Origin of the sequence: Microbacterium lacus (assembly GCF_044794305.1) — a bacterium.
Taxonomy (GTDB): Bacteria; Actinomycetota; Actinomycetes; order Actinomycetales; family Microbacteriaceae; genus Microbacterium; species Microbacterium lacus_B.
This window is the reverse complement of sequence record NZ_CP084996.1, coordinates 1,300,542-1,313,978: the sequence shown is the minus strand read 5'-3', so window position 1 is coordinate 1,313,978 and position 13,437 is coordinate 1,300,542. Positions and strand designations below refer to the sequence as shown.

At 65.4% G+C, this 13,437-nt stretch carries 13 protein-coding genes; 6 read left to right on the top strand and 7 right to left on the bottom strand.

The window, feature by feature from the left end; translation table 11 throughout:
- Positions 1-74: 74 nt before the first annotated feature.
- Both LG299_RS06450 and LG299_RS06445 read right to left on the bottom strand, forming a co-directional pair.
- Positions 75-782, bottom strand: coding sequence for a hypothetical protein (locus LG299_RS06450; RefSeq protein ID WP_404434197.1), 708 nt, complete (start codon positions 780-782; stop codon positions 75-77).
- Between the two features lie 642 nt (positions 783-1,424).
- Positions 1,425-1,895, bottom strand: a complete 471-nt coding sequence (locus tag LG299_RS06445; protein ID WP_404434196.1) for a hypothetical protein — start codon at positions 1,893-1,895, stop codon at positions 1,425-1,427.
- A gap of 111 nt (positions 1,896-2,006) precedes the next feature.
- Between LG299_RS06445 and LG299_RS06440 the strand changes: the two genes are divergently transcribed.
- On the top strand, positions 2,007-2,183 hold the full coding sequence (locus LG299_RS06440) for a hypothetical protein (RefSeq protein WP_404434194.1): 177 nt from the start codon (positions 2,007-2,009) through the stop codon (positions 2,181-2,183).
- 32 nt (positions 2,184-2,215) lie between these two features.
- Positions 2,216-3,493: an ATP-binding protein gene (locus LG299_RS06435; RefSeq protein ID WP_404434193.1), complete on the top strand. Its 1,278-nt coding sequence runs from the start codon at positions 2,216-2,218 to the stop codon at positions 3,491-3,493.
- 291 nt (positions 3,494-3,784) lie between these two features.
- Here the strand turns inward: LG299_RS06435 and LG299_RS06430 are convergent, their stop codons facing one another.
- The gene (locus LG299_RS06430) at positions 3,785-4,270 is read right to left on the bottom strand and encodes a MarR family winged helix-turn-helix transcriptional regulator (protein WP_404434192.1); all 486 of its coding nucleotides are present in this window, start codon (positions 4,268-4,270) and stop codon (positions 3,785-3,787) included.
- Positions 4,271-4,371: 101 nt separating this feature from the next.
- On the opposite strand from LG299_RS06430, the gene LG299_RS06425 reads away from it, so the two are divergent.
- From LG299_RS06425 to LG299_RS06415, 3 genes are all read left to right on the top strand, one after another.
- Positions 4,372-5,454, top strand: coding sequence for an alkene reductase (locus tag LG299_RS06425; protein WP_404434191.1), 1,083 nt, complete (start codon positions 4,372-4,374; stop codon positions 5,452-5,454).
- A gap of 29 nt (positions 5,455-5,483) precedes the next feature.
- Positions 5,484-6,419 carry an NADP-dependent oxidoreductase gene (locus tag LG299_RS06420; protein WP_404434189.1) on the top strand — a complete coding sequence of 312 codons (936 nt, stop codon included), beginning with the start codon at positions 5,484-5,486 and terminating at the stop codon, positions 6,417-6,419.
- 382 nt (positions 6,420-6,801) lie between these two features.
- Positions 6,802-7,695, top strand: a complete 894-nt coding sequence (locus tag LG299_RS06415) for a DUF808 domain-containing protein (protein WP_404434187.1) — start codon at positions 6,802-6,804, stop codon at positions 7,693-7,695.
- 76 nt (positions 7,696-7,771) lie between these two features.
- Here the strand turns inward: LG299_RS06415 and LG299_RS06410 are convergent, their stop codons facing one another.
- Positions 7,772-8,491 (bottom strand): GTP pyrophosphokinase family protein, encoded by a 720-nt coding sequence (locus LG299_RS06410; RefSeq protein WP_404434185.1) that lies wholly within the window; start codon positions 8,489-8,491, stop codon positions 7,772-7,774.
- A 64-nt stretch (positions 8,492-8,555) separates the two neighbouring features.
- Between LG299_RS06410 and mmuM the strand changes: the two genes are divergently transcribed.
- Positions 8,556-9,479, top strand: a complete 924-nt coding sequence (mmuM, locus tag LG299_RS06405) for a homocysteine S-methyltransferase (RefSeq protein WP_404434184.1) — start codon at positions 8,556-8,558, stop codon at positions 9,477-9,479.
- Here mmuM and LG299_RS06400 read toward each other — a convergent pair.
- The 3 genes from LG299_RS06400 to LG299_RS06390 form a co-directional block, all read right to left on the bottom strand.
- Positions 9,457-10,635 carry an ROK family transcriptional regulator gene (locus tag LG299_RS06400; RefSeq protein WP_404434182.1) on the bottom strand — a complete coding sequence of 393 codons (1,179 nt, stop codon included), beginning with the start codon at positions 10,633-10,635 and terminating at the stop codon, positions 9,457-9,459. The genes mmuM and LG299_RS06400 overlap by 23 nt on opposite strands.
- Before the next feature lie 125 nt (positions 10,636-10,760).
- Positions 10,761-11,822: an ABC transporter permease gene (locus LG299_RS06395; RefSeq protein ID WP_404434180.1), complete on the bottom strand. Its 1,062-nt coding sequence runs from the start codon at positions 11,820-11,822 to the stop codon at positions 10,761-10,763.
- The gene (locus LG299_RS06390) at positions 11,819-13,294 is read right to left on the bottom strand and encodes a sugar ABC transporter ATP-binding protein (protein WP_404434178.1); all 1,476 of its coding nucleotides are present in this window, start codon (positions 13,292-13,294) and stop codon (positions 11,819-11,821) included. Before LG299_RS06390 ends, LG299_RS06395 begins: the two co-directional genes overlap by 4 nt.
- Positions 13,295-13,437: the final 143 nt, after the last annotated feature.

The window sequence follows — 13,437 nt, the reverse complement described above, 5'->3', positions numbered from 1 at the left end:
CGCGCGACGGCGAGGAGATCTTCAGGAGGCATGTTTGAGGAGGTTGGGTTGCGTCTTAGATGGAGAGGGGCGGGTCACTCGCGGAGCTTGGCGGACGTCTTCGGGCGCGCACCGCTCGCGAACTTGCGGTTGCTCTTCGGCTCTTCGCGAGCGGCATCCTGTGCAGTGGTGCCCGTCTGACGATAGACGAGAGGCTCCGGGTCTGAGAACTCAAGATAGTTCCCCGACAGGATTGCCGGCGCAAGGTACATTTGCCCCACGGTGAACGGCGTGCTGCTGTAGTACGGGACCAAGAGCAGTCCCTTTTTGGCTTCGGCTGCACCCAGTGCCTCAGTGAGATTCGCGTGCTGCTCGTCGTCGCCGGAGTCCAGCGCGAATAGCGGCTGAGGAGGCGCATCGGCGTACCGCGCATTGCTCGCTGCTGTGAGCGTCTCCCGCCGCGTGTCCGAGATGTTCCTCAGATTGATTCGACGGTGGTTGCGGGGCATCTTCTTACCAACACGCTGAACGTGAATGACATGGTGTCCGAGGCGCATCAGCATGCGGGAGGACCGCGGAACATGATCTTCTGAGTAGCCCGGTACTTCGCGAAGAAGAGCTTGGCACTCTTTCTGCGCGGCATGAGCCATCCCCACCCCGTACACAAACTGGTGCCCATCGGGATCTCGGTATTCGGTGTGGGCGCGCGCGGACCGTTCCTGGCCCCGATGAATCCCTAGGGGAGCGAAAGTTCGCAAATGTACAAGTTGCCGTTCGGTTAATTCTCTTCGCCAGTCAGTCATCTCGATCCCTTCGTCCCCGTGTCGATCAGGACCAGCATAGCTCAAAACTTTTGTTTTATGCACAAGTACGTCATAAGAGCGGCATTTCCCCGCTTCAATCATTCAAATCGAGATGGAGTTGAGCCACGTTGAGTATCGCGTGGACTTCTGACATCAAGTCGCGTCGTCTCTTGCTAGCTCGATCTCGGCCTACCAGACGCTAAGGCCGTAGCCCTCCGGCCGTCCGCGAAGGTTGGTCGACGTGCCCGCCCGGTCCTGCACCAAGGCCGATCCGCGGCGGGGCCATGCTCGCAAGACCCGCTCGAGGGGATGGCCAATGATCGTCCGCCCATCTGGGAGTCGGCACTCGATGCGTCAACGTTTATCCAACGTTTATTCACTCCAGACCCGTCGAGATTGTCCGAGGCGAGTCGTACAATCGAACACAACACAACTCCATCCGGACGAGAAATGCCTGGTTAAAGCCAGATACATCGAGGTATCGCGATGCGGGAGCAGCAACGCAAGAATGCCCCGCCGGAATCGTGAGGTCGCGGGTTCAAGCCCCGCTCCTGCTACCACACGAAACCCCCGGTCAGCCGGGTTTTCGTGTTTCCGTTGGCGGTCGCGCGGCCGGTCGCGCGGCCGATCCCATCCGTGCTGCTAAGCGAACATCTGGCGCAGCGCTTCGAGGTCGCCAGCGTCGAGCGCCTCGGCGATCACGTCGGCATCGGCCGGGTTCGGAAACAGTCCGGACAGGTCGTCGGCGAAGATCGCGCGCATGGCGTCGAGGTCGCTAGCGGCGGCGGCAGCACCCATCGCCTCGATTGCGAGTTGGTAGGGGATCTGCTGGTAACCGGCGGGCGCGTCGGCGGGGTTGAAGTACGGCACCCACGGGACCGAGCTGTCAGGGTGGAGAAGCAGCACTTCTCCGGGCTGAATGGTGCGGGTGTGGTTGAGGGTCGCGATCGTCAGCGCGTTGGCGATGCAGAACCGGTCGCCGATCGCGTACAGCGCATCGCCGGGAGCGACGGTGTAGGTCACGATTTGGCCGTCTTCGTCAAGCCCGACGGAGCCAGTGGCGAGATCGCGTGTGCCCCGATCCACGAGGTCCCCGCTCAGGCTCGCGCTCATGCCACCGAGGTGAATCCAGGCCGGGTTCTCGCAGCCTGCGGGGCCCGAGCTTGGCATGGATCGCCCAGACAGCGCCAGGAGATTGGGCGGCACCGCCGCCACGGTGAGTCCGTGGCGGGCCAACCCTTCGACCATGTCAACCGGGCAGTCCGGTTTGAAGCGCTACGCTCAACGGGCTACCTTGACCGCGACGACGCGCTGATCGTGTCGAACGTGTTCGCTGAGGGTGAGCGCGCCGATGCGGTCTCGAAGTTCCCGTTGAGCCGATTGCGCGAACTCATCGGCTGAGCGTCGCGCGCGGCAGAGTCGAAGGAGACGACATGACCGGTTGGCGCATCCGCGATTATCACGCGGACGATGTGGACGGCATCCTGCGGTTGTGGGAACAGATGTTGACGGCCGACGCCGAGCCCGTCTACGGACTCTCTGACGTGCTCGCATCCTGCGCCAAAGACCATGCGGTCGTCGCGGTGATCGGTGATGAGGTGGTCGGCGCCGCGATCGGGCGCGCTGCGCACGCTCAAGGGTGGGTTGTCTTCCTCGCGACGGCAGCCCATGTGCGGGGGACGGGCATCGGTTCGTCGATGCTCGCTGCGCTCGAAGCGCGCATGGCTGCGGTGGGCATCTCCAAACTCTCGGCGCTGATGCCCGCAGCCGAAACCCGCGTGGGGGCCTTTCTGCACCAGGGGTTCGCGCTCAAGCAAGACCTGCACTACTTCGAGCGGCACATCCCCGTGCAGCACGAGGAGCTCAAGATCCTCGCCGAGTTGGGTGGGCGGGTACTGCCGCGCGGACTCTGGGACGCGGTGGGAGGGATGACCGCCGAGAAAGACCTGCTCGAGCGTCGAGTCGTCATGCCCTTGGCGCAATCCGAGCTGGCCGACCGTTTCGGTGTCGTGCCTCCCCGCGCGATCGTGCTCTTCGGGCCTCCCGGAACCGGAAAGACGACCTTCGCAAAGGCCATCGCCTCACGGTTGGAGTGGTCGTTCGTCGAAGTGTTTCCCTCCCGGCTGGCGTCGCACCCGGGCGGACTGGCCGGGGCACTCCGCGAGACGTTCCTTAAGATCTCCGAACTCGAGCACGCCGTCGTCTTCATCGACGAGGTCGAAGAGATCGCCTCCCATCGGCAGGGCGAGCCCCCGTCACCGACGCAGGGCGTGACCAACGAGCTGCTCAAGATCATCCCGGCCTTCCGTGATCAGCCTGGTCGACTCCTCATCTGCGCCACAAACTTCATCAGGGCATTGGATGCTGCGTTCCTCCGTCACGGACGCTTCGACTACGTCATCCCTATCGGCCTTCCCGACGATCAAGCTCGTGAGGCGATCTGGGAGCGTTACATCCCCGCCGCTGCGGTCGATATTGACGTAAGTGTGCTGGTCGAGATGACCGAAGGCTTCTCACCAGCCGACATCGAGTACGCAGCCCGCAAGGCCTCGCAGTCCGCCCTCGAGAGCGCTGTTGCCTCGGGAGCCGACAACCCGGACGGGCCGTTCCTCACGGACTACGTTGCGGCGATCTCGGCGACGCGCGCAACGGTGTCGGCCGAAGTGGCGTCAGAGTTCTGGGAAGACATCGAGAACGTCGGGCGGCTCTGACGAGCGGCAGGTTGAGTCATACGCTCCCGCGCAGGCAATCGGGAGCCAGGTAGAGGGATACAGCGAAGCGCTTCCCATTCCCCGATCGCTCGTTGGGCGACCTTTGCTGCGACGGTCGGCTCGCGGGTTACGGGGCCCAAACCGGCACCGCGAAGAGGCAGGGTGGGTACGGTTCTGTCGCGCGCGATTGGGGGATCCGACGAATGTGTTTCCGCCGGATCCCGCGTGTGAGGCAGCCGGTCCTTGGGTGTGCGGACTTTCGCATCGTCCAGGGGTGCCATCGCGGCGAGGTTAGCGGCGAGTCGATCGTGAGGGTTGGGACCGCACGTGGGCCGCGACGTTTGTGAGTAGTCGAGTCAGTTCGGCTCTGTCTTCATCGCCCAGTGCGGCAATGAGCACGTCGTGAACGACGCTGACATGGCCTGGCAGTACGCGTGCGAGAAGGCTGGCGCCGACGGGGGTGAGGCTCACGTTGACGCCGCGTTCGTCGTCGGGTGACGGCACGCGGGCGACCAGTCCGGCGGTCGCGAGGTTCGCGATCTGGTAAGTCAAGCCGCTCCTGCTGTGCACGATCCTGTCCGCAATGTCCGTCATACTCAGCGGCGTCTCGGGGCGCTCCGCCAAGACGGCGAGGATCTGGAACTGGACGAAGCTCAGCCCCCCATCGGTGCGGAGCTGGCCCTGCACGCCCTGTTGTACCAGGGCGCCCACCTCGAGAAGGGCGAAGTACACACCGAACTCGCTCGGAAGGGCCTGCGGGACCGATCGCTGCGCCATGTCCACAATTCTATCGACGAACCTGCTTCGAATTGGAAATAAACGCCGAAGCGCCCGTGTTGTGTGCTGATAAGTAGTTCAAAGTCGAAGGAGTTGTGAATATGTCCACCAATGAGTCCACCCAGACCGGGGCGCTGTGGTCGCCCGCCACCCTGGGCCGGATCGCACTGCCGCACCGGGTGGCGATGGCCCCGATGACACGCAGTCGCGCCACGAGCGCGGGGCTCGTCACCGACCTGACACGCACCTACTACTCGCAGCGAGCCTCCCTGGCGATGCTGATCACCGAGGGCACGCAGCCGTCCGAGGACGGTCAGGGCTACCTGGCCACCCCGGGAATTCATAACGCCGAGCAGGCTGAGGCATGGTCGCGGGTGGCGGATGCTGTGCACGAGGCGGGATCGACTCTGGTCATTCAGCTGATGCACGTGGGCCGGGTGTCGCACGTCTCGAACACGTCGCACGGTCGTACCCCGTTGGCGCCGTCGGCCATCGCGGCGCGCGGGGACATGTTCACGGCGACCGGCGCGCAGCCGATGTCGACGCCGCGCGAGATGACCGAGGCCGACATCGCGCAGACCGTCTCGGACTTTCGCCGCGCGGCGCGGCTCGCCGTCGACGCCGGCGCGGACGGCGTGGAGTTGCACGGCGCGAACGGCTACCTTCTCCAGCAGTTCACGAGCAGCAACGCCAACCGCCGCACGGACCTGTACGGCGGCGACATGGCCGGCCGGATCCGCTTCCCGCTCGAGGTGGCCGGCGCGGTCGCCGAGGAGATCGGTGCCGACCGCGTCGGTTATCGGATCAGCCCTGGCAGCCCGCTCGGTGACATCGAGGAAACCGATGCCGCGGAGCTCTACGCCGCGCTGATCGCCGGCCTCGCTCCACTCGGGCTGGCGTACCTGCACGTGGTGCACCTGGGCGACGAGGCGCTCCTGCGCAGCATCCGGGCAAGCTGGCCCACTGGGCTCGTACTCAACCGCGCCGGCGCCGATGTTGTCCAGCGCGCAGACGACGTGCACGACGGACTAGCCGATGTGATCAGCGTCGGCTCGCTCGCCCTCGCCAACCCCGACCTCCTCGCCCGCATCCGCAGCGGGGCGGCGATGAACAAGCCTGACCGCGCCACCCTCTACGGCGGCGCAGAACACGGATACACCGACTACCCGCTCCTCGCAGCCTGACCCCACACCACCTGAAAGGAATCATCACCATGAACGCCTACCTTCTCTCGCACTACGGCCCGGACGGACTCCAGCACGCAACCCTCGACCAGCCCCCGCCCGGCCCGGACGAGATCGCCGTCCGTCTGCAGGCGATCGCGATCAACCCACTCGACTGGAAGATCCGCAACGGGTGGCTGGCCGAGTTGATCCCCCTGCCACTGCCCGCCGTGATCGGCTCAGAAGCGGCCGGTACCGTGCTCAGTGTCGGAGCGGACGTCACCGGGTTCGCCGTGGGCGACCGTGTCGCGGGCTTCATCGACAGCGGCGCATTCGCCGAGACCGCCATCACGAGAGCCACCCGGCTACTGCGGGTACCCGCAGGGCTGTCCACTGAACAGGCGGCGGCCTTGCCGACAGCGGCTGAGACCGCTACCCGGATCTACGCCCTGCTGCAGCCCGGACCGGCGTCGACGGTCGTCGTGAACGGCGCCGCCGGCGCGGTCGGGAGCATGATCACTCAGCTCCTGGTCCGCGACGGACACGCCGTGATCGGCACAGCCAGCGCCGGCAACCACGACTACGTTCGAGAACTCGGCGCAACCCCAATCGACTATGGCCCCGCCCTGGTCGACGACCTGCGACGGCTCGCGCCGGCTGGCATTCACGCCGCATACGACACGACCGGCCACGGATTCATCGGCCGCGTCACCGACGTGATCCCGGCGCGCCAGATCGTCACCATCGTGGACTTCGCCTCTGCAGCCCAGGGAGCGATCGTCGCAGGCGGCGATCCCACCCAGCTGACCATCACCGCCGCTGTGCGCGAAGTGTTCGAGTCCGCCGCACGCGGCGAACTCCACGTCGCGATCGCCGCAGCATACGACTTCGACGCGCTACCCGACGCGCTCGCCTTCAGCGAGCGCGGCCACCTGCACGGCAAAGTCATCGTCAGAGCAAAGGGCGGCGAATCGGCGGGAGTCTGACTGACCCTGCCGGAGGAGAACGAGATAGCCCTCACGCGCGTGATCGGTGGCCTCCGGGGCGATCGCAAGGCTCCTGAGGGGGCGGGCGGGTGACACGCATCGAGCACAGTGATCGGACCGTGGTTGAACGTTTGGATTCCGGAATGCGTGCTGTCGAGATCAGTGGATGCCCCGCGCCCACAATTGGCCGCTTCGAGCGCGCGCATTCCACGGACGCCCGGAAACGGGTCCCTCACCGCACCCGCACTAGCCACGTCCAAGCCGGCAACCGGTGTGCTCTCCGAACGCAACCCGATTGTCGTCGAGGCAGTGGTGCACTAGCGTGCATGAGGCCGATCGGCGCGCGCCCGCGCGTCGGAGGCCCCAAAGTAAGAGGTGCGCATTGTCGGTCGGTTTGCTCGCAGTCGTGGACGACATCCTCACCGCCGCCGTAAAAGCGAGCGCGAAGACCGCTGGCGTGGTGATCGATGACGCGGCCGTCACCCCTCAGTACGTGCAGGGAGTCCTTCCTGCACGTGAGTTGCCGATGATCGGGAAGATCGCAATCGGCAGTCTCGTCAACAAGTTCGTCATCATCATCCCCATCGCTTTGCTGCTCACTGCTTTCGCGCCATGGGTGCTGCCATGGCTGCTCATCCTGGGCGGCTCCTACCTCTGCTTCGAGGGCGCTGAGAAGGTCCTGGAGTGGTTCGGCGCTCACCACGGCCCAGGTCAGGCTGAACCGCGCGACGAGCGCAAGCTCGTGTTCGGCGCGATCCGCACCGACCTCATCCTGAGCGCCGAGATCATGCTGATCTCCTTGGCCAGTCTCGACGCGGACTTCGGGATCTGGATGACTGCCGCTGCTCTGGCCGTGATCGCTCTCGCGATGACGCTGCTCGTCTACGGTGCCGTGGCACTCCTGGTCAAGATCGACGACGTCGGGCTGAAGATGGCGGCGAGCTCGGCGCGCCAGGTGCGCAGCACCGGCGAGCGGATCGTGCGATCGATGCCGACGGTGTTCCGCGTCATCAGCATCATCGGTACGGTAGCGATGCTCTGGGTCGGTGGTCATCTGGTGATCGAAAACCTCGCGTTGACCTTCTGGGAGGCTCCATACGACCTGCTGCACGCCGCGACGCACGCCATCGAGTCGCTCGGGCCCATCGTGGTGTGGTTCATCGACACAGCACTATCGGGCGTCTTCGGCCTCGTGGTCGGACTGATCATCGCAGGAATCGTGTTCGCGGTGACGAGAGTCGTCAAGCGCAGGGGACCCGTCGCCGCCTCGCATTGAAGGGCGTGACAGCGAGCGTTGCATCGTTGGCCCATCGACGCCGAGGTTTCGCGGTGCCGGGGGTTTGTCGTTCTCGCTAGGCGCCGTGTGCGGATCGGCCCCGGGGTATCCGGGCCGGCTCGCTGCCCTCAGGAGCGCGGAGCTCGCGGTGCAGCCGCTCCATCCGCAAGTCGAGGTCTGAGGCCGTGGTGGCGGCGTCCTTCAGCTCGGCCAGCAGCTCCTGCGGCACGTGGCTGTCGTACTTGTAGTAGATCTTGTGCTCGAGGCTCGCCCAGAAATCCATCGCGATCGTGCGGAACTGCACCTCTACGGGCACGTCCACTCGGCCGGTGGAAAGAAAGACCGGCACCTCGACGATGGCGTGCAGGCTCTTGTAGCCGTTCTCCTTCGGCTCGGCGATGTAGTCCTTGACGACGCGCACGCGAATGTCATCCTGACCGGTGAGCAGGTCGAAGAGGCGGTACGCGTCGTGGACGAAGCTGCAGGTGACACGCACACCGGCGATGTCGGTGATGTGCGTGCGAATGCTGTCCAGGTCAGGATCGATGCCCTTGCGACTGACCTTGTCCACGATGCTGTCGGGCGACTTCACGCGGCTCGAGACATGCTCGATCGGGTTGTAGTCGTGCGTGTGCTGAAACTCATCGCGCAGGATCCCGAGCTTTGTCTCGACCTCGCGCAGACCGAACTGGTACTCGAGCAGAAAGCTCTGCAGCTCATCGCGCATCTGCCGCAGCTCAACGGCGGAAAAGGAAACTCTGTCATCGTCGATCATGAGCGTGCGAGCATCGGCCATGCCTCGACGCTACCCAGCGAGACTACGAACGGGCTGAGAAGTCGGCCCTGGGTAGGCTGACCCGATGAGCTCCTTCACCGAGGCGATCGAAGCCGGGCCCGTCGTGCTCGACGGCGGGCTCGGAACACTGCTCGAGGCACACGGACACGATCTGTCGTCCTCCCTGTGGTCGGCGCGGCTGCTGATCGATGACCCCGCGGCGATCCGTCGCGCGCACGACGAGTACTTCGCCGCGGGCGCGCGCGTGGCCATCACGTCGTCCTACCAGGTCAGCTATACCGGGCTGGATGCGGCGGGCCTGACGCGTGACCAGATCACCGGGCTGCTCGGTCGAAGCGTTGACCTTGCGCGCGAAGCACGCGACGAGTCGGGACTGACCCCAGGGGAGGCGTGGGTCGCAGCATCCGTCGGCCCTTATGGCGCCTCTCGCGCCGACGGTAGTGAGTACACCGGCGACTACGGACTGAGCGTGGAACAACTGCGCGCGTGGCATCGCCCGCGCCTGCACGCCCTCGCAGCCGCCAGCCCAGATGTCATCGCTTGCGAGACGATCCCATCTCTCGCCGAGCTCGAAGCGGTGTGTCGCGAGCTCGAAGGCCTGGATATACCGGCGTGGGTCAGCGTCACGATCGCCGATAGCACGCTCCGATCAGGGGACTCGCTCGCCGATGCTTTCGCGCTCGCCGCGTCTGTGCCTGAGATTGTCGCGATCGGGGTGAACTGCTGCGACGCCGCCCAGGTGAGCGGAGCGCTCGCTGACCTCGGCGGGGCGAGACCAGGCGTTGTCTACCCGAACAGCGGCGAGGTTTGGCACGCCGACGCGCGTCGGTGGTCGGGCGCGGGATGCGAGATTGCGGCGCACGCTCAGGAGTGGATTGCCGACGGCGCGCGACTGGTGGGCGGATGCTGTCGCGTCGGCCCCGATCAGATCAGCGAGGTCGCTCGGGCGGTCGCTTCGGCGTCGACTACGCCGAAACCAGTGACGTGAGTGTCTCGGGCGAGAGTGCGTGCTCGATCGCGAGCACAGACGCACCGAGGACGGCGGCGTTACCCGCCGCAACCGACTGGACGATCGCGAGATGCTCGGTGGCCAGGGGAATCGAGCGCGTGTAGACGACTTCACGGACGCCGGCGATGAGGTGCTCACCTACCCGCGCCATCGACCCACCGATCGCGATGACCGACGGATTCACGAGGCTGACGCAGGTGGTCAACACCTCGCCGATGTCACGGCCAGCCTGACGCACTGCCTGGATCGCATCGATATTGCCGCGCTTGACGAGGTCCACGACGTCGTTGCCGGAGTCGGCCTGCACGCCCTGGCCTCGTAGGGCCCGCGCGATGGCCGGGCCGGATGCGAGGGCTTCGAGGCATCCCTTGTTTCCGCAGTGGCACGGTACACCCGCGCCGCGCGCCACCTGTACGTGACCGATGTCGCCGGCGATGCCCTGCGCACCGCGCTGCAGCGTGCCACCCGAGATCACACCCGCGCCGATACCCGTCGCGATCTTCACGAACATCAGGTGTTCGACGTTGGGGTAGGCGGCGGCGCGTTCGCCGAGGGCCATGATGTTCACGTCGTTGTCGACGAGGACGGGAACGTCGAGGTGTTGGCGAACCCAGCCGGGGACGTCGAAGCGATCCCAGCCGGGCATGATCGGCGGGTTCACCGGCTGCCCGGTGGAGTGCTCGACCGGTCCGGGGATTCCCATTCCGATCGCAGCCAAATCCTTCGGGTTGCGGTCGAGGCGCTCCATCAGCGCCCGCGCGTTCTCGACCACCCACGTCAGCACCGTCACCGGGCCGAGCGTGACATCGAGGGGCTCGCCGTGCTCGACGAGAATCGTGCCGGTCAGATCTGTGATCGCGAGCTTCGCGTGCGAAGCGCCGATGTCGGCTGCCAGCACAAGGCGTGCGCCGGGGTTGAGTGCGAACTGCGACGGCGGCCGTCCGCCGGTGGAGACACCGTCAGCGATCGGAGTGATCAGACCCATGCGCATGAGCTCGTCGACCCGAGCGGCAATGGTCGAGCGGGCAAGGCCGGTCGATTTTGCCAGCTCAGCTCGGGTACGCGGTACACCGTCGCGCAGAAGTTGGAACAGCTGGCTGACTCCGGATGCCCCGGAAGACGGCTCGATGCTCATTTTCCCCACACTCCAGTGTATTGATGCGCACAATGGCGCGGAATCGGACGGACTTTGACTCGGATGCGGCCACCCGGCGCCGATCAACAGTCAGAACCGTGACGGCGCCGGGCGGCGACATCCGATCAGGTAGTTCGTCCGCTGGGCTTGGCGAAGCGCTGCTGAAGGAGGACGGCGACCACGATGATCACGCCCTTTGCGATGGCCTGGACAGAGGAGGAGAGGTTGTTCTGAACGAAAACATTCGACAGCGTGGCGAAGATCAGCACGCCGAAGACGGTGCCGGTGATCGTGCCTCGACCACCGACCAGCAGGGTTCCGCCGACGACGACTGCGGCGATCGCATCGAGCTCGAGCAGCGTGCCGTGCGTTGACGTGCCGGCGGTGGTGCGTCCGAGGTACATCACCGCGGCGATACCGGCGGTGAGCCCAGAGATGCCGTACAGCCACATGACGTGCCGGTTGACATTGATACCGGCAAGACGCGCGGCCTCACGGTTGCCGCCGATGGCGACCGTTCGGCGGCCGAAGGTGGTCCGGTTCAGCAGGACCCATCCGAGGGCTGCGACGATCGCGAAAATCCAGATCAGGATGTCGACGCCGATGAAGTCGGCGTTCATGAAGTCGATGAAGGGGCGGCTCTCCACCACGAGCGTGCGCCGGTCAGCGAGGATCTCGGCGAGCCCTCGGGCGGCAACGAGCATGGCAAGCGTCGCCATGAAGGCGATGACCTTGCCGTACGCGATCACGATTCCGTTGATCAACCCGGCGGCGGCGCCGACGGCGAGAGCGACGACGATCATGATGATCCAGTGCGTCTGGCGCACAGCATCCTGAATCACCATCAGAGTCGCCACCACGGACGCCAGGCCCAGGACAGAACCGACCGAGAGGTCGATGCCTCCGGCGATGATCACGAGGGTCATGCCGATGCTGACCACACCGATGATCGATGCCTGGCGGAGGATCGTCAGGATGTTGGAGATGCCGAGGAACGTGTCGGGCGCGGTCACGGCTCCGACCACCACCAGCACGAGGAGGGCGACCACGAGGCCGAGGTTGCGACCGACGGAACCCGACATGAAGGAGCTGAAGGCGCTCTTCTTCTCAGGGCCCGTCGAGCCGGACGATGCCGGAGTAGAGGCCGTCGGAACGGGCTCTGCGGCGGGGGTGGTCTGCTCGCTCACGCGGCGGTTCCTTTCATGACGAGATCGAGAACACCGTGTTCGTCGATTTCTGCGGCGGGGAGTGCCTTGATGATGTGGCCGTCGGCGATCACGAGGACGTGATCAGCGAGGCCGAGGACTTCTTCGATTTCGCTCGAGACGACGACGACGGCGTTGCCGGCGGCGGCGAGGCGGCGGATCAGCGCGTAGATCTCGGCGCGCGCACCGACATCGACGCCACGGGTCGGTTCGTCGAGCAGCAGCACACGGGTGCCGTGCACCAGCCACCTTGCGAGCAGGATCTTCTGCTGGTTTCCGCCCGACAGAGTGATCGCGGGGCGGTCAGGGTCAGCCGGACGCAGTTCGAGCGCTTCGATCTGCTCGCGGCTCACGTTGCGCGCGGCGCGCTCGTCAAGGAATCCTGCTTTGGCGAACCGCGACATCGACGCGAGGGTGACGTTGACGTAGATGGGCTCTTCGAGCACGAGCCCTTGGCTCTTGCGCTCCTCGGGCGAGAGCCCGATTCCGGATGCGACGGCATGGACGACCGAGCCGCGTCGGAGCTGCTTGCCCCCGACGCTCACCGAGCCCGCGGTCGACTTGCGCGCGCCGTAGACCGTCTCGAGGATTTCGGAGCGTCCTGAACCGACGAGGCCGGCGAGGCCGACCACTTCGCCCGCCCGCACGGTGAACGACACGTCTTCGAATACTCCGGCAAGTCCGAGGCCCTCGACTTCGAGGACGACGGGAGAGTCAGCCGGGATCGGCTGAGCCGCGGGGAAGACGTTCTCGACATCACGCCCTGTCATGAGACGGATGAGTTCTGCGGTTTCGGTCGTGTCCACCGGCAGGCTCGTCGCGGTGGTGCGCCCGTCCTTGAGGACCGTGATGCGGTCGCCGATTTGACGGATCTCTTCGAGGCGGTGGGTGATGTAGATCACCGCGATGCCCTGCGAGGTGAGTTCGCGAACGACGTGGAAGAGGTTCTTCACCTCTTCGCTGTCGAGGACAGCGGACGGCTCGTCCATGATGATGAGCTTGATGTCGTGTGAGAGGGCCCGTGCCATCTGAACGATCTGTTTGTTGGCGGCGCTGAGCTGCCCGACTTCGGTATTGGGCGAGAGGTTCGCGTGCCCGAGCCGCTGCAAGAGTTCGCGCGTCTGCTTGGCCGCTTCGGATCGCTTCGTGAATCCACCTGCCGCGAGTTCGTGCCCGAGGAAGATGTTCTCGGCAATCGTCAGGCCATCGACGACGTCAAGCTCTTGGTACATCGTGGCGATACCGAGCTCGATCGCCGACTCAGGGTTCGGGATGACGACCGTCTCACCCAGCCACGAGATCTCACCGCCGTCGGGTCGGTGGACCCCAGCGAGCGTCTTGATGAGCGTGGACTTGCCTGCGCCGTTCTGGCCGAGGACGCAGTGCACTTCGCCAGGCAAAACATGAAGGTCGACTCCGCGCAGGGCATGAACACCCGCGAAGGACTTCGTCACGCCTCGGACGTCGAGTAATGCCGATTGTTGGTCAACTTTGATCACTCGCCGAACATAACACGTCTTCGTGCCGCTTGACGAGGGGGTTCTCCGGCTTGGTCGCCACCCAGCCGCGTCTGACTTTCCCTCGAAAATCACGATCC